This window comes from Pseudobacteroides cellulosolvens ATCC 35603 = DSM 2933, from assembly GCF_001262605.1.
In the GTDB taxonomy this organism is placed as follows: Bacteria; Bacillota; Clostridia; order Acetivibrionales; family DSM-2933; genus Pseudobacteroides; species Pseudobacteroides cellulosolvens.
Window position 1 is genome coordinate 3439205 of the sequence record NZ_LGTC01000001.1, and the last position, 26914, is coordinate 3466118.

Sequence of the window (26914 nt, forward strand, 5' to 3'; positions counted from 1 at the left end):
TCAGCATTAGTAAATTACTTGTGAGGAATTTGTAAAGCGAATTTTATTTTTAAATCAAGGGGGTTTTAGTTAATTCCAATATTATTAATTTCAAAAGACTGCACCCAGAGATGGAAGTCTAATGATCCTATTTCAACATCTTTTGAGAAATCAGCTCTTAATGCATCTTCTGTACTAAGATCAGTTGTGTTATTGTCATATTTCTCATTGTACATAAGTACCCATGCTGAGAAGTCTTCTGTGTCTATAACACCGTCTGCTTTTGTTTCTACAGTGCTTGTTGCTTTGTTTATTGTACCTACATCACCAGGATAAATTACAGTTGGTTCAGTTGAAGTACCTACTATAGCTACTTTACCTGATTTGAGGTTTATAGCAATATTCTTCTTGAGATATCCAACGCCTTCAATTGTAAGTATAGTTGCATTTAAGTCTGAAGCATATATTCTGAATGTACCTTTAACTTTATTATCTACCTTGTCTAGTTTTGCATAATTTCCATCAACATCTGCCAAGAAAGCTTTATCCCCATTTATTACTACTCCAGTATCTCCCTCACTCTTCTTTAAAGTGAATTTGAGGTTTTTGTATGCTTCATTGATTTGTTTCTGAACTAATTTTGATGCAATTTCATTACCAAGAGTACTAGCTAATAAAGGAGTCTTTCCAAGGAATATGCTTATATTTCCTTCAATTACTGCATCGCCTGTTACTATGATATCTTGCATAAAAGCTTCACCGCTATTTACTGTATATACTTTACCAGTTGTTCTGTCAATCATCTTTATTGCACTGAAAGCGAGCTTATATGTATCAACTGGTGTAGTATCTTTAATTTTTAGATATGCTGTATATATTACTTTTCCGTCAGTAAGAGCTGTTTCTTTGTCCATATCAAGGTATATTGCTTTAAGCTTTTTGTCATTGCCTGTTCCCAAATCATATTTGTAATTGAAGTTAATGCCTGTGTTTTCCAAACTTGCATCTGCAGTTCCCTTACCAAGTTCGAATTTTGATCCATCGTATCCAAATTCAATCATAAGGTTGTTTGTCTTATCATTACCAGTGTTAACTCCGCTAAATGCCATCTGAAGCTTTACAACGTCGCCTGCAACATATTTTGGTTTATCAAGTGTTATAACAGGCTTAATGTTCTGGTCATTCACATCTTTAACTGTAACACTTGCATCCGAGAACTGTGCTTTCACTGGATAAGTCTGCATTGAATAGAATGGTATTCCTCCAACTGATACAGGAGGTGCAGATATCTTTATTGAATAGGCCCCCTTTGGTGATCCATCCTGTATAAGGAATGTAACTGATACTAAACGGCCATTTGCCAATATATGAGTATTTGATGCACCTGTGTTTTGTGAGTCAGTATAAAGCAATACTGCACCCTTTGAATAATCATCAGCCATATCTATATCTTCAATGCTGCTTACTACACTTCCTTTTTCAAAGGAATCAAGCTTTAATACGTTTTTATTATACTCAAAATATAATTCACCAGATGTAAGACCTTGTGAAGGAACATTTGAAAGATCAACATTTACAGTTACTTTCTGTTTTGGATATCCTGCTGCATCAGTACTACCTTTTACTGTAACATCAGATATTACTATAGGAGTTGGTGTGTTTGTGGGAGTGTTTGTAGGTGTATTTGTAGGTGTATTTGTAGGTGTGTTTGTTGCTGTTGGCTCTGGTGTATTTGTAGGTGTGTTTGTAGATGTTGGTACTGGAGTATTTGTAGCTGTCGGTTCTGGAGTGTTTGTAGGAGTGTTAGTTGGTGTTTCAACTGCTAGTGTTCCTACTATTACATTAGCATTTCCAAATACAGCATTGAATGGTTCATAATTAGGATTATAGAAAGTAGGATTTTCTCCATCATTAGCAAGTGATATTGGATATGCTCCATTTGGACAATCAGCATTAACAGTAAATGTTAATGTTGCTAGAACACCGTTTGTTTTTATATGAGAAGTTCCACTCTGTGCATCATCAGCATAAAGAACTATCAAGCTTTTTCCATCAAAATTTGTACCAATATCTTTAGCACTGTTTGTTATAGGTCCATTTAGTGCACTTACAAACTTCATTTTTGTAGTATCAAAATTAACAATAACTGTTCCAGCAACCAAGCCATCTGCAGGAACATTTTCTACTGTCAAAGGTACAGAAATTGTTTGACCTGCATCAGTCTTTATGTCTGCTATAGATACCTTTAATTCTCCATCAGCAAATATTTTTATGGGCAATATTGAAGATATCATACAAATCGTAACTATTAAACTTATTGCTACTCTTTTAAATCTTGAGATATTCGTTTTCATTTTTCTTCTCTCCCTCTTATTTTACTGGTTTATATTGCAGTTTCAAATGCTACTCACATAACTAATCTCATTAGGGCATTGGTGGATAATATGGTAAGTATTTATTTTCAGCTTGCATTGTTGGGTATTGAGTTGTCTTTTTGAGAAGATATGATTGGAGAATACTGTAATCACCAGCATTTATAAGATTATCTCCTGATACGTCTGCACTGAATAACCAAGCTGTAGCTGGTAATGAAACAACTTTCTTTAAGAGATATGATCTCAAGTTGGAATAGTCAGCTGCATTTACCAAACCATCACCTGTTACATCACCAAATTTCCATACTCTGAAAAGGCCATTCTTTACAACAATTTTTTGACCTCTAGGATTTCTTATAACATATCTTAAAACTTCAGCAGCACCAATAGCATCTACTTTACCAAATTTCTTTGTTACGAATGTAAACTTTGTTCCTGTTGAGTCTTGTGCTACTGCTCTTCCAGCCAAACCTGCCCATGAAGAATCAAGGTCTCCTTTAATTATTCCACATTCAGCTTGTTCATTGTTTACTGCAGTACATATACTGCTATTGTCTCCAGTTGTTACACTTATAGTTAATGATATTCCATCATCCAACTCCCCAGCAACATCCTTAACAGTCTGCTGGATTTCTGAATTAACTACTACATTTAATGTATCATCATTTACTCTGATATATTTCTTTGATTCGATTAAAGCCTGGGCATCTTTTCCCAAGTTGTAATAGATCCATTTAAGTGCGTTTCCAACCGCTTCTCTCTTAGTAATATAGTTCAATGGTCGAACATATGGATAAACACTATTTTTTGCATTTATTACTGAACATTCAATATTGTCTATCTTTGTTGATTTTACAGTTTCATTTACATAATCAAGTGATACAAAACCTATTGCATTAGCATTATCTTTTACTGATACTTGCATTTCTTCGGATGATGGGTGATTAATTGCAGTAGATACAATTGTTGTTTTTCCTAGAGCAAGTTCTTTAAATGCATCAAGTGTTCCTGAACCCTCAGTTCTTGTGTGTACTTCTATTGGTGCATTGTTTCCACCCAATTGGCTCCAATTTGTTATTGGACTTGTAGCTGCACTTGAAAATATATTTTTTACTTGATCCTGAGTAAGATTTGTGATGGGATTTGATGGGTTTACTATTACTGCAACTGCATCTTTTCCTATTGTGATGGGTATAATGTAAGGATATGTAGCTTTTTCTGAATCAGAAAGATCTCTTGACATCATTCCAACATCCAAAGAACCGTCAAGGACTCCTGACAGACCTGCACCAGATCCTCCTTCTGTAATAACCACATCAACAGCATTTCCAGTGGATGCTTCAAATCCAGTTTCCAAAGTTCTTGCAAGTGGTGCAATAGTAGTTGATCCACCTACCTTAAGTGGTGTAGCTGCTGCATTCGCTTGAACTGATGGAATGATAAAACTACCAGTTAGTACTGTCGCTGCAATTAGCAAATTTACTGCTCTTTTGAATTTCAACATCTTTTTTCCTCCTTTAAAATGTAGTAAGTTATACTCTTTTCATATTGATCGTTATATCAACGAACATGTACATTTTATAGAACAAAGATTAAGAACATATTATAAACACGCTAATTATAATAATGATTATGTAAAAATGTAGTTAAGTAAAATTGGGTTATTATAATAATTTTTACAAATAAAAAACCAGCCTCGGCTGGTTTTTTATTTGTTATTTCATTATTGTGATAGTTTTTGTACTCGCTTCCCAATCAACTTTAAGACCCGCATTTTCACTGACGAACCTGACTGGAACAAAGGTCCTCCCCTCAATAATCTGTGGAGGAACATCAATCGTTTTACTGCCGTTGTTTACAATTACATTCTTTTTATTTATCCACATCTGAATTTTAGAACTTCCTATACTAATAGTAATCTTTTTATCTGTTGCATTCCAATCTATTTTACCATCGAAGGCTTCTACTACTGCCCTAATTGGTAAGAGAGTTCTTCCTCCTATTATTTTAGGTGCAGCATCAATATTTGCTATACTTCCACCATTTTCTATAACCGGTTTATCAACAGTTAATTTTACTTCAGGTTTTGGGTTACCAACTGTTATCTTACCACTTACATACTCAACATTCACTGGAACAGTCATGTCAGTATAAAATAGATTTTCTTTTTTTCTATTTAGAAAGTCTAACTCATATGTAGGAGTCAACTTTACACTAACATAACTTGAAGGACAACTGCTGCTTACATCAAAAGTTAACTCAAGAAATGTTCCACTGGACTTAATATGAGAATTGCCTGTCATATCATAATCTGTGTAAATTATAGTAGTTCCAGTATCTATATCGTTAGATATAATATCAAACATTGGATTATGTACTATGCTGCCGCTCTTTATATTATCCTTTTTCAATGTAACCTTGCTTTTATCATATTCTATATTAAACTGGGCAGCAGTAAGCCCTTTATCTGGTATATTATCAAATTTTATTTCCATTTTCACCTGACTGCCAGGGTTTGCTTTAACGCTATTAATCGAAACTGAAACCGGCTTTGCACGACAATAAGCTGTGCTCATGGACAAGATCATTATTGCTCCAAGTATGGATACAGTGCATAATAATTTAAATAAATTTCCTTTGATGTTTTTCCTCTTCATTTTTATCTCTCCTCAAATTTTTGATTATATTTACAAAAAAACCAAGCTTTTATTGCCTCAGTATTTTTATATTCAATTAAATATCTATGGACATCGAACAGTAAAGTTATATATCAGTTCGCACGGAATAGCCCTTTTTCGGCTATTCCGCTTACTATATATAACTAATTTTACTTTTCGACATTTATGGGATAATATCCCTTTGCTTTTATATTCTTTTGTCCTTCTTCACCGATAATATAACTTACAAATTCTTTCATATCAGGTTCAATATTTTCTTTTGATAGTATTTTAAAGGGTATGCACATTTTATACTTACCTGACAACAAATTTTCAATGGATGGTTCAACTCCTTCAATATCAATTGGATAAACAGAAGCATTATCGATACTGTCAAAAGATATTATCCCTATCGCATTATCTTGTTGTGAAACTGCTTCTATTACCTCATTTTCACTATCTTTTTTTATGTATGTGGACATTAATGACTTATTAGTCTTTCCATTAGCTGATTTTTGGATAAGCTCAAAAAAATCATTTACTGCTAACAACATTCTATTGCCTTTTGGTGTATCACCCATCATATACAATGTGATTTTTCCATCATCGCCACCAAGCTGACTCCAATTTTTAATCTCACCTTTCATTACCTTCTTCACACTTTCAATGCTTAAATCCTTAACTTTACTGTTATTATTTACAATAACCGCAAATGCTTCATAACCAAAAATTGTTTCTTTAAGATTTAAAGCTTTCTCTTCCGGTGTTAATGGTCTTGTAAGTATCCCTAAATTGGCTTTACCTGTATTAATTCTTGATAATGGGACACTTGCAGCAACTTCTTCACAATTAATAAAAATCTTTTTATGTGCTTTTTGCAAATATGAAAACGCCATTTCTTTAGTTATTTTATTTCCAAGTTCATTACCAGATACAATATAACTCTTAGGTATCGGTGTGGAGTTTTTAATATTTGGTGTACTTATCTCTTTAATTTCTGTAGAATTTTTAGCTGTTTCATGATCAGAAGGTATTTCACCCGGTACTGGAGTTACATATTCAATTGCTGAAGAAACTTCAGAAGTTGGTGTGTCCTTAGTAGTATCTTGTACATTTTCTTCTTTACCCCCACATCCTACCAAGTTGATCAAAATAATTACTATACAAGTAACCAATAAAAATCTTTTCAAAGCATTAGACATTTCTTTTCCTCCATGTGTTTTATTTTTCTTTATTGAAACTTCTTAACTTTTACAGTATCATTGGGTTTATCCCACTCTACTATGCACTCAAATGCTATAGATGCCAAACATAATGGTATGTATGGTTTGTTTTGGATTAACTCAGGAAACTCATCAATTAATTTTGTTTTTCCATTAACAGTTATTTTTTTCTTATTAATCCACATTTCTGTATTTCTGCCCTTATAGGTAATTTTAATTTTCTTTTCTACTGCATTCCATTCGCATATTGCACCAACTATATTTGAGATTTCATTTACAGGTACTAGTGCACCATTCTCACCAAATGTAGGAACAATTTTACTATCTTTTGAATTAATCATTTGCTGTTTACCATTAATATTAATCTGAGGTTCACCCAATTTCATTTCCACCTCCAGCATCAATTTTTTATTCTGACTGGATAATAATATATTTTGGTTGCTTACACTCCCAGGTAAAGGAGTTGTAGAAATACTTGGTGTCACTGTGATAGATGGTGAAGGTGTTCCAGTTGTGTTTGATGTTGTAGTTGGGGTATAAGTTGGAGTTGGCGTTGCACCAGTTGCTTTTGGTACAGCAATTGTTCCACTACTAAAAGAAGCAGGTATTATTTCAGCATCTGCCTTATAAAATGCACCTTCAACATTTCCCCCAGAAACTCTCTTATCCTCACAATTTGGCTTAATAGTAGCCGTTCCGCTGGTAAAACTACTTTTTATCTTAAATACAGCTTCTCCAAATATTCCATTTCTCTTAATATGAGAATCCCCAGTTTGAGCATCATCATTATATAAAATCTTTACTCCATCTTGTGGTGGTGGTTTTGTTGAATCATTTCTAATCATAGCCAATTGTTCTTGGGTATAAACTGCATTAATATCAATATTTTCATAACTAATATCTCTAACTTTATCACCAATAATTTCCCCAGAATTGAACTTTACAAATTCCAGTTTTGATTTATCATATTCCAATACTAAAGTGGCAGAATTAACTCCTGTAGATGGTATATTGCTTAATGATATTGAAACGCTCACTTCATCACCAGGGTTGCCGCTTGTACTTGAAACATTAACTGAAATGGATCCATCGGCAAAAGTTGATTTAGATATAAATATAAATGAGATTGCTAACGCAATTATTAGAATTGTGCTAAATAACCTTTTCGAATTCATAACATTCCTCCTACTTGACACATAAAATTTCAAAACAATAACTCTAAAATGTCTCCTTTCAATCATTACTATGTCTTATTATTTAAATACATATAAATAGCCTTTGAAACTTCAGCTCTTGTTATAAAATTGGAAGGCTTTATTGTATTATCACTATATCCTGTAAAAATGCCCCTTTTGTATGAATTGATAATATACTTTTTCGACCAGCTTGGAACATCATATTCATCTGCAAAGTATACATTGAATTCAGATATACCTAATCCGCTATAAAAAGCATTCTCGAGTATTTTTATTGCTTCTGCTCTGGTTATGAAATTATTTGCTTTGAAATTATTGCCGCTATAGCCTTCGATATATTTGTACTTATATGCTTCTGCTATATATGCTAAAGCCCATGAAGGTGTATTATTTTTATCAGCAAATGGATATGAAATATTATTGGGAACATTAATATTCTTTGCAACAATAATCATTTTTACAATTTCTGCTCTGCTAACATAATTGTCTGGTTTGAATGTACTATCATTATATCCTGCAACAATACTTCTTTTAAAAAGGTCTAATATGTAATCCTTTGCCCAATGTGAACCCAAGTCCGAGAATAATCCTGATGATGGATAAGTTCTGTTATCTAACACATAGTAACTACCCTGTTTCCTTGCAACATTTACAGAATATGATGTGAAGCTAGTATAATCAGATGAATATACACAAATTGTAAACATATTTAAATCAGGCAAACACTTAATAGATATCTCTTTATTTATTGGGTACTCAAGACCATTCACAATAAAATGTACATTTGCATAATCAGTCTGAGGTCTTAGCACAATTTGTGTCTCACCTTCTTTAAGTATCGCCCAGTAAACTGATTTCTGTGCGGAAAATTCAGGCGATAAGACAGCATTATCAATAGTTAAACTTTTTAGCTGAGTCATTTGTAATAAGGGAGTTGTTGTAGGTGTTATTGTGGGTGTTGAAGTAATTGTAGCTGTTGGGGTTACCGTAGGAGTTGAGGTTATAGTTGGAGTTGCTGTTTTCGTTGGAGTAGGTGTTGAAGTAGCATTTGAAACTGTTATCTTCCCATCCTCATATAATACTTCAACAAGGCTTATCATCTCTGAATAAAAGACTGAGCTTTCATCTTTATAAAATTTTATATCATGTTCACCAGCAGGACATGAAGCAGATACATCAAATTCTATAGTACATAATACTCCATCTTTCTTAATATAGGAATCTCCGCTCTGCTTATCATCAGAATATAGAACTGTAATACCATTTTCTATAGTATTATATGATATATCTTTTGCTTTATCATTTACAATATCTCCAACTGTAATTTGTTTAACTGTAAATTTGCTTTTATCAAACTCTACATTAAACTGGCCTGATGTTATTCCCTTTTGAGGTACTTTTGAAAGATTGACATCAATTTTAATGTTAGCACCTTTATTGCATGAAACTTTACTTAAAGATATCTTCATGGCATTTGAAGAAACAGAGTTTGGAGTTGGTGTTGGAATAATTGTAATAGCTGGAGTTATAGAAGGAGTTACAGTTTTTGTAAGTGTTGGAACACCACCTGAAACTACTATTATTTTATTATTTAAATACGACGTTTCGATAATATTTGACACTTCATAATCTGAGTAAAAGCAGCTATTATCGTCTTTATAAAATTTGAAATCATATTCACCATATGGACATGATGCAGAAACTTCTAAATTAATTATGCAGAAAACTCCACTTTTATTAATGAATGAATTTCCGCTTTGTTTACTATCTGAATATAAAACTGTCAATCCATTTGATATCAAACTATATGATAAATCCTTGTCCCCATCATTAATAATTTCTCCAGCGGTTATTTTACTGACTTTAAAATTGTTTGTATCAAATTTTATGTTGAACTGTCCAGATTTTACTCCTTCCTTTGGTAAATCCTCAATATTTATAATCATTTTTACAATTGAACCTTTATCACAGAAAACATCATTCATTGATAATTTCATTGATTTATCGATTATAGGAGCGGTTGATGGAGTTGCTGTTGGAGTCATAGATGGAATAGTATTAACTACAGTTGATAAATTTGAAGTCTGAGAAGCATTAGGAGGTGTTGCTACTGTTGTGGGAGTGTATTTAGTTGAAGTTCCTTCTCCTATGGTTATTTCACCAGCTCTATATTCCACATTATTAATTGGTCTTAATTCCAATGGGTTAGATTCATTATTACTTTTTGTGTAAAATGGTATCTCTCCTTCTGAATCCACTGTAATAATTTGTTTTTCTAAACACTCATCATTAACTTTAAACTTTAAAGTTAAAAAGACCCCGTTATCTCTTATGAAATTTTCTCTACCATCATATAGAATTCTAAGTCCTACTATCTTTTTATTGAAAACAATATTTTCAACTATTATTCCTTTCTTTTCCCACTTAATTATGGGTCCTGAAAATACTCCTATACCCAAAACCGGAGTAAGTAAAAGATTCTTCGAATCATAATAAATACAAAGTTGTCCTGTAGCAATACCAGTTTGAGGAACATTCTGAAGGCATACGTCAAAATTGATATAACTTCCTGGTGAACCGTGTACCTTTGCCAAAGACAAAATTACAGGTTGGTCTTCAGAGAACACATGAAACATGATACACATCATGGATAAAATCAATAAAATGGATACTATTCTCTTTATAACCTTTGATAATGCAAGAAATCTCATCTAAAAAAATTCCCTCCCTCTTAAAAATAAATCACATTTATCAAGCATTATACTATTACATTATCTTTAATTAGCTATTAATTGGTTGTTAAGTTTAGTAATTTGGATTATTAATTTTTATTAACATTTTTAAGACTGGAATTTAAAAAAGTACTCTTATCTAAAACGCAATAAAAAAGACAAAATGTTAGCATTATTTTGTCTATGTAGCTATTATTAATTAAAGGGATATATATCAGTTTGAATCTTAAGAAAAGGGAAATAGAGATATTGGGAATAGATGACTTGGATTAAGAAATGAAACAGGTGGATTTTTATATTGAATAGGTCTATGCACTACATTTAATTTCTCTTAAATATGAAGTACAAATATCATCTGGCTCAAATTCATTTGAAATATTAATATAACTGCAATCCTCGCATATCAAGGAAATATTATGGAGTTTCCTAGCATCAGTTTCAGGAAGATTGAATATAACTGTACCACAGTGTGAACACTTAATTGTTTTAAATTTAAACATATAATTCTCCTTTTCGTATAGAATTTATTTACTTATGTATAATTCTACAAAACTTTTGTTAATCTACAATTAAGTGATTTTTAACTTAGTGTAAATTTTTAAGTGCTGCTAAAAAATTAATTGTTTAGTAGGTATTGGATTACTTTTCCAACTTGCCTCTATTATAAAAGCTTTTTAGCCTTAAAAGGCACTTCAATTTAAATAAGATTTCATTAATGCTAGCTGGCTTAACCATATACTCATCAGCTCCAAGTTCTAATGATAATGACTTGTCAAATTCGTCTGCATTTTCCGACAAAACAAGTAAGATTGAACCTTTTAGCCTGGAATCAGATCTTATTTCTTTTATTAAATCAAATATCATAAAACTGCTTTGATAAACACAATTTATTATCAAAATATCAGGCCTTTTGACCCTTGCCTTATCGAGCCCAGACTTGGGTTTAGCAGAAAAAAATAGTTTGTATTTGCATTTTTTAAGTTCATCTTTTAAAAGTATTCCATAGCTATCATTTCCTATTAAAATTATTGAATGCATACTCTTCACCTATATCTCTCCATAAAAACATAATTATGCAGGTAGCTGTACTATAAATTCTGTACCAGAACCAAGTTTGCTTGTAACTTTGATGTTTCCGTTATATAGATTTACTATATGCTTAACTATAGATAATCCAAGACCTGTACCACCCATATTTCTGGATCTGCCTTTATCAACCCTGTAAAATCGTTCAAATATGCGGTGTATATGCTCCTCGTCAATACCGATTCCTGAATCCTTTATTATAAAATTTATTTTTCCTTCTGTTTTAAATACTTTCAAATAAACTGTTCCGCCGTCTATATTATATTTAATTGCATTATCAATAAGGTTTATCAACATCTGTTTAATCCTGTTTTTGTTTGCAGTAATAGTGATATTTTCTTCGACTTCAAAGCTAAGCTGCACATTTTTTTTTGATGCAACTCCTTGAATCATGTCATAAATTTCCTTAACAGTATTATTTATTTTATGTGATGAGATATCAGAATCTTTTGTCTTATTTTCAATTTCAGAAAGCTGTAATATGTCATTTATAAGGCTTGATAACCTTTCAGATTCTATATCTATTATGTCAAGAAATTTTACTGCAACACTTTTATCATCTATTGCACCGCTTTTTAGTGTTTCTATAAAGCCTCTTATTGAAGTTAGGGGAGTCTTAAGTTCATGTGTAACATTAGATACAAATTCTGTTCTTATTTGCTCTAGCTTTTTCAGGTTGGTTATATCATAAATAGTTGCTAATCCTCCTGCATTAAGCTGTTCAGTTGTATTAGTTTTTATTGGGCTGGTATAAATCCTTAAAATTTTATCATCTGGCGGCCCTATAACAACTTCAGTTAAATATGGTTCGTTTTTTTCAATGCTCTCTTTTAGAAGATTGTTAATGTGGTTATTTCTAACAAGTTCAATCATATTCATTCCTATTACTCCTGGCCCATTTTTTATACCAAACATTTCACATGATACTGAATTAATAAGTATTACTTCAAATTGGTTGTCTACTGCAACTACACCATTTATCATACTATTTATAATGGAATCGAATTTAATGTTTTTCTCATTCATTTCAGCAATAGATAATTCAAGCTTTTCAGCCATAGAATTAAAGGTATTAGCGAGCTCCTCTATCTCATCATCGCATTTAATATTCACTCTTCTTGAAAAGTTTCCCTCAGAGATATCTCTTGTTACCTTTATAAGTTCATTTACAGGTTTTGTAATCATATTTGAAAAGCGAAAAGCAAGGATTGTCGTTAAAACAAGTGCTATTAGAACACCTATTCCAGTATACAACATTATTATATTATTAATCTTATCAATCTGAACTAAAGGAACTGAAACCCTTGTAATTACTCCATCTGAAGGTAGGAAAACAGCAATATATAGAAGATCCATTTTCATATCTTTACTAAAACGAATATCTCTGCCTATATTCCACTTTAATGCTTCCTGCACTTCTTTCCTATTACTGTGATTATCCATACTCTGATAATCCTTTTCAGATTCGCCAATTACTTTACCGTTTTTATCTATAAATGTTACTCGGAAATAGTTTTTATCACTTGATAATTTTGATATGTCTTGTGGAAATAAAACAGAGGCATACTGCTGGGCACTTTTATTATAATCAATAGGAATTCCTATTTTTTTGTTTTCTGCTAACTGAAACTGTATTAAATGTGCAGCATTTTTTAAGTTCTTCTCCAATTCATCTTTATAATATTTTTGTGATAATTCAGATATTAAAAATCCTGCAACAAAAACCACTGTTATAATTAAAAACAGATAATATAAGAAAATTTTTTGTTTCATTTACCAGATACTCCTTTGTCGTTGAATCTATAACCGATCCCTCGAATGGTCTCTATATAAAAAGGGTTACTGTCATTATCCTCTATTTTTTGTCTTAGATATCTAATATGAACGTCTACTGTTCTTGTTTCACCATAATAATCAAACCCCCAAACCTTTTCCAATAAAATTTCTCTCGATAACACTTTTCCTTTATTCATTACCAAAAGCTTTAAAAGCTCAAATTCCTTAAATGGCATGTCTAACAATTTATCATCTTTAAATACTTCACGTCTGCTACAATCAATTGAAATATTTTCAAATCTTATTATTTCAGAATAATTTTCTATGGAAGTATGAACCCTCCTAAAAAGTGCTTTAACTCTTGCAATTAATTCCCTTACGCTAAAGGGTTTTGTAATGTAGTCGTCTGCTCCAAGCTCAAGTCCCAATACCTTATCAAACTCTTCATTTTTTGCAGTAAGAATTATTACTGGTATAGATTGAGTGACTACATTCTGACGCAACTGTCTGCAAACTTCCAGACCATCAATTCCAGGAAGCATTATATCAAGTAAGAACAAATTCGGAATGTTGTATTTACATTCTTCAAGAAGTTCTTCTCCCGTATCAAAAGTGATTACACTAAAGCCGTTAGCTTCAAGATTGTATTTAATTAACTGTTGAATATTCTTTTCATCCTCAACAGCAAAAATTAACTCTTTAGACATATAACCTCCAAGATTTAATCAATCATTATTATCCTTTTTCATCTCATCAGCAATATTAACAAATGGGTTATTTATCCTATCATCCTTATTTAAATGTCTAGATAGATGTTCATGCTCTCCAGTCACTATAAAAGCAACCCATTCACTAATATTAGTAGCGTGGTCAGCCATTCGTTCAAGGTATTTTGCTATAAACATGAAATTAATTGCTTGTTCAATAGACTGGGAGTCATTTTTCATAATATTTATAAGCTCCAGTATTATTTTAAAGAATAGGTCATCTACTTCATCATCACTTTCGCACACTGCTTTTGCTAGTGGAAGATCGAGTTTGATATAAGCATCAATTGATTTTTTAACCATTTGCTTTGCTAAGTCAGCCATTTTGGGTATATCTATTAAAGGTTTTATATATTTTTCATCAGCCATCCTAATTGTTATTTCTGCAATATCTGATGAATGGTCAGCAATTCTTTCCATATCAGTTATTATCTTTAATGCTGTACTTATAACCCTTAAGTCTTTAGCAATAGGCTGCTGTCTTGCGATAAGGTTCATGCATTTACGTTCGATGCTCTTTTCCATATCATCGATTACATCATCATTTTTAAATATAGTTCTTGCCATGTTTATATCTTGTTTTTTTAAGGCAACGATTGTATTATCAATTGACTCTTCAACGAGACTTGCCATTTTTATTAGATCATGATGTAAATCTTCAAGCTCTTTATCAAAAAAATGTCTAGTAGTTACCATTTTCTGCACCTCTTTTTAAATTAATTTTCAATAATAATTTTGTCCAATTATCCGAATCTTCCTGTAATATAATCTTCTGTCCTTTTATCCGAAGGTATGTTAAATATTTTTTCGGTTTCGTTATATTCAACAATTTCTCCTGTTAAAAAAAATGCTGTGTTATCTGATATTCTCCCAGCTTGCTGCATATTATGTGTAACAATTACAATGGTATACTTTTCCTTTAATTCATCAATAAGATCTTCAATCTTCAAGGTTGATATGGGATCTAGTGCTGATGTCGGTTCATCCATCAGAACAACTTCTGGCTCAACTGCTAAAACTCTTGCAATACATAGACGTTGCTGCTGACCACCTGACAGACCTAATGCACTTTGTTTTAACCTATCCTTTACTTCATCCCACAAAGCTGCATTTTTTAAACTTTTTTCTACAATATCATCAAGCTTAGGCTTAGATTTGATCCCATGTATCTTTGGCCCATAAGCAATATTATCATATATTGACATTGGGAATGGATTAGGTTTCTGAAATACCATTCCAACCCTTTTTCTTAAATCCACTATATCAAATTGTTCATAAACATTTAAATTATCAAGATAGACTTCACCTGTTATTTTTACATTATGTATCAGGTCGTTCATTCTATTTAGCGTTTTTAAGAAAGTTGACTTACCACAGCCTGATGGTCCAATTAGTGCAGTGACCTTATTTTCTTCAATTTGAATATTTATTTTTTTTAATGCTTGATTGGTTCCATAAAATAGATCCAAATTTTTTGTGAATATCTTAAGATTCTTATCCAATTTAATCAATCCTTTATAGTATAATTTTTACCTTCCAGCAAATTTATTATTAAGGAATTTTCCCAAAATCCTTGATGATATATTAAATAGAAATACTGATATAATTAAAACAGCTGATGCACCATCAGCAACCAGCCTTGCATCAGGTGCTGTTCCTTCAGAATTAACCTTCCAAATAAATACTGCCAACGTTTCTGCAGGTCTGAAAGGGTTAAGCGGTGATGATGAATCCATTGGGTTAAAGTTGGTAAAATCAAGAGGGTATCCACTAACACCAGACGTAAATATTAATGCAGCTGCTTCACCAAATACCCTGCCAGAAGTAATTATCAATCCTGTTACCAAACCTGGAATCGCACATGGTATCAATACTCGTATTATAGTTTGCCAATGTGTGGCACCTATTGCAAGACTTGCCTCCTTCACAGAATGAGGAACATTTCTAATTGAATCTTCGCAAATTCTTGTAACAACAGGCAAATTCAAAATTGAAACCGCTAGGGCACCTGAAAAAATGTTGAACCCCCATCCGGTTTTCTGCACAAACACGAGAAACCCGAAAAGTCCTATAACTATTGAAGGTAAAGATGCAAGGGCTTCAATACTAAATCTTATTAATTTTGTTAATTTTGTAGGTTTTGCATATTCAGCCATATATATTCCTGCTGAAAGTCCTATTGGTAAAGTTATTGCTAATGAAAGAACAACTATATAAATAGAATTGAAAAGTGGGGGTCCGATACCTCCGCCAGCCTCTAATGAATTGGGCTCAGATGTAAGAAAGCTCAGATTGAGCTTGCTTTTTCCCTGATATATAATATATCCTGCAAACAAAATTAATAAAAGTATAAGCAGTGTTGCTATAATATATAGAACAGCTGTTGCAATTCTATCTGTCACCTTTGCTTTAATAATCATTTTATAAAACTCCCCTTTGCTCCTATTTTGTGAATAATAACAATAAAGAGAAATGAAATAATTAAAAGGAGCAGTGCTAATGACCATAATGCATTTGCCTCTAATGTTCCTGTTACAGCGTTCCCCATTTCCATTGTTATAACACTGGTCATTGTATTTGCCCTATCAAAAATAGATTTAGGCAAAAGTATATTATTACCAATTACCATCTGCACTGCAAGTGCTTCACCAAAAGCTCTTGCCAAGCCCAACACTATTCCAGTTAACATTCCTGGAAGAGCAGCAGGTATCAAAACTTTTCTTATGGATTGCCAACGAGTTGCACCAAGTGCAAATGATGCTTCTTTATAGTCTCTAGGAAGTGCTTTCAGTGCATCATAAGATATACTTGCAATAGTTGGAAATATCATAATAGATAAAACCAATCCGCCTGTCAGAAGGCCTTTACCAGTTGTGTTTATATCTTTATCTATAAAAGGAAGAGTAAGAGTCAACTTGCTTATAAAAGGAACTAATACTGTAAGACCTATCCACCCATATACGACAGATGGTATTCCAACAAAGATTTCTATAACTGGTTGGAGTATCTTTCTACCAATATTAGGTGAAATTTCTGACATAAAAATCGATATTGCAACACTAAAGGGCGTACTTATTAATAATGCAATAGCAGATACTGAAATAGAACCGAAAATAAATACTAAAGCACCTATTGCAGGACCACCTTTTGATATTTCTCTCAATGGGTCCCATTTGCTAGAGAAAAGGAATTTAAAAGGAGATTGTTTATCTATAATAAAAGTTGATAAACCTTGGGAAGCAATAAAAAATACCAAGCTTATTGTCAATATTATAAGAAACACACCAAAAAATGTAACAACGGATTTTCCCAATAATTCATTTTTAAAATATCGTTTATTTTTATTATCCCTATGTTTTGACATTTGAAAAACCCCCATATATACTTGTTGCTAATTTATCTTTGATCAAAGCTAAATTAGCAACATGGTTTTGAAGCATAGTTATTTATCTTTTTACTTTCATGTCTTTAATAGGTATAAACTTGAGTTTTGGTACAATATTAGTTTGAACATCATCACTCAACATATAATCAATGAATGATTTTGCTAAACCTGTGGGTTCTCCCTTTGTATACATATGCTCATAAGCCCATACAGGATACGAACCGCTAGCTACGTTTTCGCTAGTTGGTTCAACACCATTTAGCTTTAAGGCTTTTGTTTTATCATCTAGATAAGAGAATGCAAGATATGAAATAGAACCATCAGTTTGAGATACTGTCTGCTTTACTGTTCCTGATTGATCTTCTTTTAAAGCAGTCCCCTCGGCTTCTTCAGCACCGTTTAATGCATACTTTTTAAAAGTTGCTCTTGTTCCTGAGTTGCTTGGCCTGTTGATAAGAACTATCTTCTTATCTTCTCCTCCAACATCCTTCCAGTTGGTTATTTTGCCAGTGAATATATCTATAAGCTGTTGTGAAGTAATATTATCAACTTTTACATTTGGATTTACCACTGCAGCAATACCTACAACACAAACTATATGATCATTTAACTCTTTTGCTTCTTCAGGCTTTAACTTTTCTTCAGCATAAACATCAGAATTACCAATATTAACAGCACCTTGATATACCTGAGTAAGTCCTTGACCGCTACCACCTGCATTAACAGTAATTTTGCTGCCTGAGTTCTTTGCCATATACTCTTTTGCGGCATTGTCTGCAAGAGGTAGAAGTGCAGATGAACCAGAAATGCTTATTACCCCTCCATTTGATGAACCGCAAGCAGATAACATTATTGATAAAATCGATACCATTAATACAATAAGTGATGTTTTTTTGAACCATGTGCTTTTTTTCATTATAAATTTCCCCCTATAATTTAATCAATTAATTAGTTAAGTTAATCAAATATATTTAATTATAAATATTTGACTTTGATTTATTTTTATATTACGTTTTTCTGATTAAGAGCACATTAAGCTAATGTTAACAAGGTGTTAATTTTAATGTTGAGACCAACATTTGTTTTTTTATTCCTAATGTCAGTATGCTTTTCATAAATTTAACAATATTTTAATCGTCGCTTAAAAGTATTGGTATAAATTATTTATAAAAATATTTAAACCCAAGCGAGGTATGGTATGGAAAATGAATTGTTTTATTGTTGTAATCTAATGATTAAACTTTTGGAAAATTTACTTTTACAAAATAAAATAACTTTGGAAGAGTTTGAAAAAGAAGTAAGATTGAAAAGGATTTTTATTGAAGAAATATTTAATAATTATGATTTATCACACTACTCCACAACTAGAACATAAATAGAGAAATATTAGATCTCAAGTTTTGTAAAAAATTCTTAGGTTGCTAGTTTTAACAAGCAGTAATATAAGCGTTTGAAGTTATATTAGTTAATTCAACATTTGTACTAATATTTAAGAACTTGCAGAGAATATAAATAAAGACTGATGATACAGTATTTGTTGTGTAATTGAAATCGTTTAACATATTTCGTTCTGCAATAATATATTCCATATGTTTATTATCTATATAGTCTTGCAAATTATTGTTTATTTCAAGCAAGCTATCTTCAATATTGATTTTCATCATATCAATATTCTTTCTGAAATATAGCCTAAGACGGCTCTCATAGAGCAAATGCGGAACCGGATTTATATATTTGATATGGTTGTGTGCACTGCAAAAATAATCTGACAAAAGGTGTATTACAATTCCGAGACTATATGATAGATTTTCTATTTAAAAGTAATATATCTTTATCTAAGGATTCAAAAGAATTGCTAGGTTTTTATTTAGCAGATTTACAGAATGAGTCTTAGTATGAGGAATTACGACCATTGAAGGTTTTTTATCTGGAGCAACACTTCCCAAGATAAAACTTTTATAATCAAGCGGAACATCGATAATCTTATTCGTCAATTTGTAGAGTCTTTCAGCAATTAGTTCATGAGTATTGCAAAGCATAACATTTCTCCTTTCAATTTAATTTCATGGATCTTAGTTAAATTAAAGCAGATTAATACTAACAACACTTTAAGTTTGTGTAAAATTTTATTTAATAATTATTCTGATATTAAATCAATATGTAAACTGAATATTAACATGAATTAAATGTGTTTTTAACATAGGAGTTGTAAAATATAGTCATTATTAATGTGCTTTATGGAGGTTTTTTATGTATAAAAAAAATATAATTTTAAATAATGCATCTATAGATTATCCTATAATAAACGAAAATGAAGTTTGCTTTCTATATAAAGGAAAAGCAGATAATGTATTTATCGTTGGAGATTTTAATAATTGGGAGCTAACGGACAACATGGAAAGGTATGTAGGCCAGGATATATGGTATATTAAAAGAAAATTCCCCAAAGATGCAAGAATTGAATATAAATATATAGTTGATCAGAACTGGACTATTGATCCTAATAACAGAAGTATAACCGATACAGAATATTGCTGCAATTCAACTGTCACAATGCCTGGTTATAAAAACAATATGGATTGTATGATATATCATCAATTTCCCAAGGGAGAGATTATTAAAGATCTTTATCTCGCCAGTAAATATATGGAGAAAAAAATGAATTTCAAAGTTTATATTCCTTATGGATTTAAGGATGAGAAAATAAACAATTTTATATATGTTATTGATGGAAGCGATTATCTAGAATTTGGAGATATTACAACAACGATTGATTTTTTAATGTATAAAAATTGCATTCCAAAATCAATTGTTGTATTTATAGATCCTTCTGAAAGAACTAATGAATACAAGCTAGGTTTAAATTACATGGATTACATAAAAAATGAACTTATACCGCATATAGAGAATACATACACCATATGCAGAGATTATATTGAGAGGACAATAATCGGTGTATCATGGGGAGCCATGACAGCCATGTATATTGCAATGACTTCTGATAATTTGATAGACTATGTAATAACACAATCAGGTTATTTCTGGGCAAAGGATTGGATGATTTTTGATATTATAAATCAAGTGGAAAGAAAAGATATAAAATTCTGTATTCAATCAGGAATGAAGAATGATACTGAATTAATGAATGAAAGATTGAACAAGCTACTTAAAGATAAAGGTTATAGTGTAGTTTACCAGAAGTACAACGAGGGGGATAATTGGACTAACTGGAAAAACCATCTGTCAGATGCATTGGTTTCAGTTTTTAAATTAGAAGATTTTCCTTTAAACAACGATATAACAGAAGATATGGATTATATAATAGATACATTATTATTTGATTAAACCCAAAATCAGCTTTTTAAATACTATTAATTGGAGGATGTAGCTATGCTATCAAGCACAAACACTATTGATGAAGACATATTAACGATTATTAAATCAGATGCAATACATGTGAAGGATCTTAATGTATGGTATAAAAAGAATCATGCATTAAAAAATGTCAATATAAATATAAAAGAAAAAAGCATAACAGCATTTATTGGACCTTCTGGATGTGGAAAAACAACTCTTTTAAGGTGCTTTAATAGGATGAATGACGGTATTGAAGGCTTCAAACTGGAAGGAAGTATTCTAATAAATAATAAAGATATATATAATATAAATAAGCTAATAGAGTTGATAGAAATCCGAAGGAAAATAGGTATGGTATTCCAACAGCCCAATTTATTTCCTATGTCAATTACTAGGAATATGAAACTACCAGTCAAAGAAAACTTTATGAGCCTCTCTGATAAAGATATAAATAGGATAATTGAAAAAAAACTGAAGGATGTACATATCTATGAAGAAGTTAAGAATAGATTGAATAAGTCTGCACTTTATTTATCAGGTGGACAACAGCAAAGATTATGCATAGCTAGAACTATTGCAATTGATCCTCAAATAATATTATTTGATGAGCCATGTTCTGCTTTGGATCCTATATCTACAATGAAAATTGAAGACCTTCTAATGGATTTGAAAGAAAAATATACTATTGTTATTGTAACTCATAATTTAGAACAGGCAAAAAGAATTGCAGATTATGTAGCATTCTTCTATAATGGTATGATAGTTGAGCAAGGAGCATGTGAGGATATTTTTATCAACCCCAAAGAAGAAATGACAATAAAATATTTAAGCGGTAAGTTTTAAATCTTCTTAATTTTTGAAACAGCAAGCATAAGGTTCTCTTTAATGTCTTTTCGTATCAGCTTATTTAGGTAATTAAAGCATAGCTGTATTTTTTATGACATTTTCCAGCTGAATAGCATTCCCTCAGGACTTATCAAACTCAATCATTTTTTACACAAATTTAACATTAAATTTAGTTTCCTTTTTGGGTAAATGGGAATATAATAACTGTATAATCGCTTAAGCGATTATACAGTTATTATATTCTTACAAAGGGTGATCTAATGCATAAATTGGTTAATATCTTAAAAGCACTATCAGATGAAACACGCCTGCGAATTATTAGTTTGTTATATGAAAAAGAACTTTGCGTTTGCGATATCATGGAAACATTGCAAATATCTCAAGCAAAGGCATCAAGGCATTTGATATATCTAAAGAATGCAGGGTTGGTAAAAGACAGGAAATATGCTCAATGGGTTTACTATTCAGTGATCAGAAATGAACAAATGAGATTCATAGATCTCTTGGTGGATGATAACTTACAAAATTATGAACTATTCATGAATGATAAACACAATCTTAATGAATGGCTGAAAAGAAAGAATATCCAATGTGATATTTAGAACGCCTTGTCAAAAACAGTAAATTCAAATTAACAAATAAAGGAGATTATTTATGCAAACTGAAGCTATAACAAAGCTTTCTTTCCTTGATAGATTTTTAACTCTATGGATATTTATAGCTATGGCAATAGGTGTTGTTGCAGGTTATATCTTTCCAGACATGGCAAAAACTCTTGGAACTCTCAGCACAGGTACGATATCATGGCCTATAGCAATTGGGCTTATTATAATGATGTATCCACTTCTTGCAAAGGTTAAGTATGAAGAAATAGGAAAGGTAGTAGAAAACAAAAAGGTATTGCATTTTCTTTGATCCAGAATTGGATTATTGGACCGGTTTTAATGTTTTGTCTGGCAGTATTGCTACTTGGAGATATGCCGGGCTTTGCTATAGGACTTATTATAATTGGTCTTGCACGTTGTATAGCAATGGTAATTGTGTGGAACACCCTAGCAAAAGGGGATAATGAATATTGTGCTGCTCTTGTGGCACTAAACTCAATATTCCAGATACTTTTATATACCATTTATATCTACTTGTTCGTTACCCTTATCCCTAAATGGTTAGGGTTGTCATGGGGAGGACAAATTATTGATGTCTCTATGTTAGAAGTTGCCAAAAGTGTCTTGATATACTTGGGCATTCCTTTTGCGGCTGGTTTTATAAGTAGATTTGTATTGATAAAAGCCAAGACGAAAGATTGGTATAATAAAGTATTTATTCCCAAGATTTCCCCATTAGCATTAATAGCACTGCTATATACAATAGTTATCATGTTTATTACAAAGGGTGAAGAAATTATAAAAAATCCTGTTGGAGTCGTTCGTATTGCAATACCTTTATTAATATATTTTGCAATAATGTTTTTTGTCAGCTTTTTTATGTCTTATCGTGGTGATTTTAAATATGAACAGACAGTAACATTGGCATTTACGGCTGCAAGCAATAATTTTGAGCTGGCCATAGCAGTTGCTGTAGCAGTATTTGGTATTGCATCAGACGTAGCCTTCACAGCGGTAATAGGTCCTCTTGTTGAAGTTCCAGTTATGATAGCATTGGTCAATGCAGCACTTTTGCTTAGACGTAAATATTTTAATAAAGATGGTTTACCCAATAAATTTAAAAGTATTTAATGAAAGGAATGAGCATGATGAAATTAAAGATTGCATTTGTTTGCACAGGTAATTCGTGTAGAAGTCAAATAGCCGAAGGCTGGGCAAAGTATCTAGGAAATGATGTGTTTGAGGTATATAGTGCCGGAACACATCCTTCAGAAAAAGTAAATCAAAATGCCATTAATGTTATGAAAGAGGCAGGAGTTGATATCAGCTGCCACTATCCAAAGACATTTGATGATATACCATATGAAATTGATGTATTAATTACTATGGGATGCGGGGTAGTATGTCCTTTTGTCCCTAATAAATATGAGGAAGACTGGGGGTTGCCTGATCCTGTAGGTCACCCGATAGAAGAATTTAGAAGGATTCGAGATATAATTAAGGATAAGGTCTTAGACTTGTTTGCAAAAGCCAAAAATAAAGAAATACTATAGTATTTCTTTATTTTTGGGAAGAAGTAATAATGGAGAGAATTTGGGAACTCTATCTACTATAAAAGCTTGTCTCATTCTCCTTAAAAAAATTACATTTCCAATAATTAACATTCACATTTCAGTACAGAGCACGGATGCTCCCACTACCCCCATTACGAACTATACAAACATTAGCACTTTGTGTAATTTTAGTGTCTTTAACATCAGTTTTTGCTCAAAAACAAGAGCAACAGTCCTCAGATGGATATGTTATAGAACGTCAACAGTACGCTTATGTAAATACAGATGGTGTTAGATTAAGAGCAACTCCAGGTTTATCTGGAACCATTTTAGCTACATTATACACTGGTTACATTTTAAATGACCCTTATGGATACTCAGAGGTATATAGTGATGGCTATTGGTGGCACTATGTTGGCTATAATGGAACTTTTGGATGGGTCGCATCAATTTACTTAGATTTCGAATAATAATTTAAAAATTAGGAATAAGCCACAGCAAATGGGAAATAAAATAATCTTAAATGCTGTGGTTTATTTTATAATCCCAAACAGAATAAATTTTGTTATGTATGAATTAAATAAGGAGGTTTTTCATTGAAAAAAATTATTTACTTTATTTATATTATTGTTTTTTTAACTGGTTGTTCGTATCATATAAGTAAGAAAGATGTAGTGAAAAAAAGAACTGACATGAATATTTCCGATGATATGGTAAATAATTCCGAAGATAAATTACAAAATAATTACAAAAAAGAAAATATACAAATTGCTATTGATAAGAATTTAATATTAGATAACTTAAATAATATATGTATATGTCCAAGAAAGTTTGGTACAGATGGCGAAATAACAGCATTGAACTTTTTAAAAAACAAATTAGAGGAGTATGGATATATTACAGATATTCAAAACTTCCAAGTATATAAACTGGATATGAAGTCAACGTACGTAAAATATAATGTTGATTATTTTAAATCCAATCCCTATAATTCTGAAAGTTTAGGAACCGGACGTAACTTGATTGGAAAAATGGATAACCACGAAAATACAAAAAAAACAATACTACTGACAGCACATTATGACACCACCGCAGATACTATTGGTGCTATAGATAACGGTACTGGAGTGAGTGTAATCCTAGAAGTAGCACGGCAGTTAAGAAAATACGATAGTACTTTAAATATAGAAATAGTCTTATTTAGTGCAGAGGAGTACTTTAGGGCAGGTTCTCGAGCTTTTGTCTCAAGCTTATCCGATGATGAGAAGAAAAATATTATTGGATGCATTAATGTGGATATGGTTGGAGAGAAAGGTGCTGAAAATTTCGTTATAAAAGCAAATACTGGGGAACATAATATTCTTACTCTAATGATGAGTGATCAATTAGATAAGCCTTTACCAATTCTTGCTGCTGGAAATAGTGATGATCTTTCATTTTATCTTAATAAAATACCGGCAGTTACATTAGCAAACAAAAAACCAGATCCAAGTAGATCCAAACAAAAAAATCAATTTCAATATATAAATATTGATGAACTAGAAAATGTGGTTTATTTAATTGCAAACTTTATAATTAACTTCGATATAGATAAGTATAATAAATTTTTAACTACTAAAACCTTTGCAAGCAATAAAACTATCGATGATCACTATAATATAGGTAATCCTGTAAATACTCGTATAATAGATGAATTTGAGATTAAAAAAATAAATTCAAATTTACAAGAGAATGGTTATGACAGCCAAACTGAGTATGTGTACGAACGTGCAGATGGTAAAATGTGCATAATCACACAAAAAAACAGTACTTTCATTAATCCTTCAGTTTATAGTAAATATAAAATCTTGAATAGTAAAAAAAGTGGCCAAGGTATTGATTGTTTTTACTTTATAAATGAAGATATTACGAGTGATACAAAGGTTTATTATTTAATTAATAGCTATTATGGTGAAATAAAGGGTAATATTTCTACCAATGAAGCTCTAGACATTTTAAAGTCTTGCTATGAAAAAATGTATAATAGTATATTTGGTAAATGATTAGCATGTATAAAATACGAACGTTTTTGATACTCTGAATGACTAAATATGATGTTATTTGCATAATTAGATGTCACATAATTTGTAGTAATAATTGACATATGGAAGTCTTTATTATAACATATAAACAAAATTCATTTTATAATTTTTGTGAGGGACTTATGAAAGAACTAAACTGGATTCATATGTCAGATATACACTATAATTTTGAAAACTATGATACTCAGCTAATGAGAGATAAGACTTTAAGCTACCTCCAGTCTTTAAAAACAAAATTTCAATTTATGGTTATTACAGGAGATATTCGTTATAAAGGTAAAGCATATACTGATGATACTATTGAATTTATTCGTAATATTGCTGAAAATTTAAATATAAGTATTAACAATGTTTTTGTAATTCCTGGTAACCATGATGTAAAAAGGAGTCCAAAGAGAGAACTAATCATAAAAGGAATTATAAGTTCAGAAATTCCGTCTGATGAAATTAATAAGCTTGATGATGAGACATTTAATGACTTGCTGATAGGACAAAGCGAATTTTTTGATTTTTACAAAAAACTTACAGGTAATGACTACAAAAAAGAAAACTTTCACTTTGTAGAAAGTAGAGATGGATATAATATCATTCATATAAACACATGTTTAATAAGTGGGTTTGATGGTGAGGATGAGCAAAGGAAATTATTAATTGGACAAAAAAAGCTTCGGGAAGCACTCAAAATACTCGATCATGATGTTTTTAATGTTGCAATTGGGCATCACAGCATAGAATGTTTAGACCCAAAAGAACAAGAAAGGCTTATACATAACTTGTCAGATTGTCAAATAGACATGTATCTTAGTGGACATGTACACAAACCCAATGCTACATTTGATGTAAATAATGAAAATAACTTATTACTAGTTAGTTGTGGGTCAGGTATGTGTGATGATTTCTCTTCAGTGGGATTAATAACTGGTTTTATCAATATGGAAACAGGAGATGGAAAAATTGCGTTCCATAAGTGGTCCCAGAAATTAGATAAGTGGATAAAAGATAATGAAGTATTAAGAAATATGATAGATAATATTAAGCCTATTAAAATTAAAAAACTTGAAAAAAAAAACTAGTTGACCAAACGTTTTTAAATAATACAATTATCCCTGATATAAATGTTAGTGACTTTATTACTAAGATAGCAACAACAAAAAGTTTTAATAACTTTGAAATTAATTATTCTTCCATAATAAAATTACCAACAGATATTCCGATAATTGCCAAAAACATATCCGAACGTGAGGATACCATAAATGACTTAATAACTCTTTTTAACGACAAAACTTGGATACATTT

23 protein-coding genes and 1 pseudogene are annotated in these 26914 nt (G+C 31.4%); 8 read left to right on the forward strand and 16 right to left on the reverse strand.

Annotated elements, in window-relative coordinates; translation table 11 throughout:
• Window positions 1-65: 65 nt before the first annotated feature.
• The 14 genes from Bccel_RS14055 to Bccel_RS14125 all read right to left on the reverse strand — a co-directional run bounded on the left by Bccel_RS14055 (window position 66) and on the right by Bccel_RS14125 (window position 18092).
• Window positions 66-2333: a cohesin domain-containing protein gene (locus Bccel_RS14055; RefSeq protein ID WP_036944738.1), complete on the reverse strand. Its 2268-nt coding sequence runs from the start codon at window positions 2331-2333 to the stop codon at window positions 66-68.
• Window positions 2334-2403: 70 nt separating this feature from the next.
• Window positions 2404-3858, reverse strand: coding sequence for a substrate-binding domain-containing protein (locus Bccel_RS14060; RefSeq protein WP_050753467.1), 1455 nt, complete (start codon window positions 3856-3858; stop codon window positions 2404-2406).
• A 211-nt stretch (window positions 3859-4069) separates the two neighbouring features.
• The gene (locus Bccel_RS14065; protein WP_050753468.1) at window positions 4070-5011 is read right to left on the reverse strand and encodes a stalk domain-containing protein; all 942 of its coding nucleotides are present in this window, start codon (window positions 5009-5011) and stop codon (window positions 4070-4072) included.
• Between the two features lie 170 nt (window positions 5012-5181).
• A complete protein-coding gene (locus Bccel_RS14070) occupies window positions 5182-6213 on the reverse strand; it encodes a substrate-binding domain-containing protein (protein ID WP_036944736.1) in 1032 nt (343 codons plus the stop codon).
• 29 nt (window positions 6214-6242) lie between these two features.
• Complete coding sequence (locus Bccel_RS14075; protein ID WP_036944734.1) at window positions 6243-7409, reverse strand: stalk domain-containing protein; 1167 nt, start codon at window positions 7407-7409, stop codon at window positions 6243-6245.
• Window positions 7410-7477: 68 nt separating this feature from the next.
• Complete coding sequence (locus Bccel_RS14080) at window positions 7478-10141, reverse strand: cohesin domain-containing protein (RefSeq protein WP_036944733.1); 2664 nt, start codon at window positions 10139-10141, stop codon at window positions 7478-7480.
• Window positions 10142-10801: 660 nt separating this feature from the next.
• Window positions 10802-11209 (reverse strand): response regulator, encoded by a 408-nt coding sequence (locus tag Bccel_RS14090; protein ID WP_036944730.1) that lies wholly within the window; start codon window positions 11207-11209, stop codon window positions 10802-10804.
• A 24-nt stretch (window positions 11210-11233) separates the two neighbouring features.
• Complete coding sequence (gene pnpS / locus Bccel_RS14095; protein WP_036944728.1) at window positions 11234-13021, reverse strand: two-component system histidine kinase PnpS; 1788 nt, start codon at window positions 13019-13021, stop codon at window positions 11234-11236.
• Complete coding sequence (locus Bccel_RS14100) at window positions 13018-13731, reverse strand: response regulator transcription factor (protein WP_036944727.1); 714 nt, start codon at window positions 13729-13731, stop codon at window positions 13018-13020. The genes pnpS and Bccel_RS14100 overlap by 4 nt, the downstream gene beginning before the upstream one ends.
• 18 nt (window positions 13732-13749) lie before the next feature.
• The gene (phoU, locus tag Bccel_RS14105) at window positions 13750-14487 is read right to left on the reverse strand and encodes a phosphate signaling complex protein PhoU (protein ID WP_050753469.1); all 738 of its coding nucleotides are present in this window, start codon (window positions 14485-14487) and stop codon (window positions 13750-13752) included.
• Window positions 14488-14534: 47 nt separating this feature from the next.
• The gene (pstB, locus tag Bccel_RS14110) at window positions 14535-15293 is read right to left on the reverse strand and encodes a phosphate ABC transporter ATP-binding protein PstB (protein WP_036944725.1); all 759 of its coding nucleotides are present in this window, start codon (window positions 15291-15293) and stop codon (window positions 14535-14537) included.
• Between the two features lie 27 nt (window positions 15294-15320).
• Window positions 15321-16205 (reverse strand): phosphate ABC transporter permease PstA, encoded by an 885-nt coding sequence (gene pstA / locus Bccel_RS14115; RefSeq protein WP_036944759.1) that lies wholly within the window; start codon window positions 16203-16205, stop codon window positions 15321-15323.
• Window positions 16206-16207: 2 nt separating this feature from the next.
• Window positions 16208-17155: a phosphate ABC transporter permease subunit PstC gene (pstC, locus tag Bccel_RS14120; RefSeq protein WP_036944724.1), complete on the reverse strand. Its 948-nt coding sequence runs from the start codon at window positions 17153-17155 to the stop codon at window positions 16208-16210.
• An 82-nt stretch (window positions 17156-17237) separates the two neighbouring features.
• Window positions 17238-18092, reverse strand: coding sequence for a phosphate ABC transporter substrate-binding protein (locus Bccel_RS14125; RefSeq protein ID WP_036944722.1), 855 nt, complete (start codon window positions 18090-18092; stop codon window positions 17238-17240).
• 282 nt (window positions 18093-18374) lie between these two features.
• Here Bccel_RS14125 and Bccel_RS30240 point away from each other — a divergent pair, with 282 nt between their 5' ends.
• Window positions 18375-18551: a hypothetical protein gene (locus Bccel_RS30240; protein ID WP_154673495.1), complete on the forward strand. Its 177-nt coding sequence runs from the start codon at window positions 18375-18377 to the stop codon at window positions 18549-18551.
• 52 nt (window positions 18552-18603) lie between these two features.
• Here Bccel_RS30240 and Bccel_RS32580 read toward each other — a convergent pair whose 3' ends face one another.
• Both Bccel_RS32580 and Bccel_RS14135 read right to left on the reverse strand, forming a co-directional pair.
• Entirely contained in the window at window positions 18604-18990 is a 387-nt protein-coding gene (locus Bccel_RS32580) for a zinc dependent phospholipase C family protein (RefSeq protein WP_409372134.1), read from the reverse strand.
• Between the two features lie 21 nt (window positions 18991-19011).
• Window positions 19012-19215 (reverse strand): phospholipase C/P1 nuclease family protein, encoded by a 204-nt coding sequence (locus tag Bccel_RS14135; RefSeq protein WP_036944720.1) that lies wholly within the window; start codon window positions 19213-19215, stop codon window positions 19012-19014.
• Window positions 19216-19426: 211 nt separating this feature from the next.
• Between Bccel_RS14135 and Bccel_RS14140 the strand changes: the two genes are divergently transcribed.
• The 7 genes and pseudogenes from Bccel_RS14140 (at window position 19427) to Bccel_RS14175 (ending at window position 26691) form a co-directional block, all read left to right on the forward strand.
• Complete coding sequence (locus Bccel_RS14140) at window positions 19427-20521, forward strand: alpha/beta hydrolase-fold protein (protein ID WP_036944718.1); 1095 nt, start codon at window positions 19427-19429, stop codon at window positions 20519-20521.
• Window positions 20522-20566: 45 nt separating this feature from the next.
• Window positions 20567-21376 carry a phosphate ABC transporter ATP-binding protein PstB gene (pstB, locus tag Bccel_RS14145; RefSeq protein ID WP_050753470.1) on the forward strand — a complete coding sequence of 270 codons (810 nt, stop codon included), beginning with the start codon at window positions 20567-20569 and terminating at the stop codon, window positions 21374-21376.
• 263 nt (window positions 21377-21639) lie between these two features.
• Window positions 21640-21981, forward strand: a complete 342-nt coding sequence (locus Bccel_RS14150) for an ArsR/SmtB family transcription factor (RefSeq protein WP_036944717.1) — start codon at window positions 21640-21642, stop codon at window positions 21979-21981.
• Window positions 21982-22033: 52 nt separating this feature from the next.
• Window positions 22034-23115, forward strand: a pseudogene (gene arsB, locus Bccel_RS14155) (ACR3 family arsenite efflux transporter).
• Window positions 23116-23129: 14 nt separating this feature from the next.
• Window positions 23130-23537 carry an arsenate reductase ArsC gene (locus Bccel_RS14160; protein ID WP_457920571.1) on the forward strand — a complete coding sequence of 136 codons (408 nt, stop codon included), beginning with the start codon at window positions 23130-23132 and terminating at the stop codon, window positions 23535-23537.
• A gap of 596 nt (window positions 23538-24133) precedes the next feature.
• Window positions 24134-25579: a M28 family metallopeptidase gene (locus Bccel_RS14170; protein ID WP_050753472.1), complete on the forward strand. Its 1446-nt coding sequence runs from the start codon at window positions 24134-24136 to the stop codon at window positions 25577-25579.
• Between the two features lie 161 nt (window positions 25580-25740).
• Window positions 25741-26691: a metallophosphoesterase family protein gene (locus Bccel_RS14175; RefSeq protein ID WP_036944715.1), complete on the forward strand. Its 951-nt coding sequence runs from the start codon at window positions 25741-25743 to the stop codon at window positions 26689-26691.
• Window positions 26692-26914: the final 223 nt, after the last annotated feature.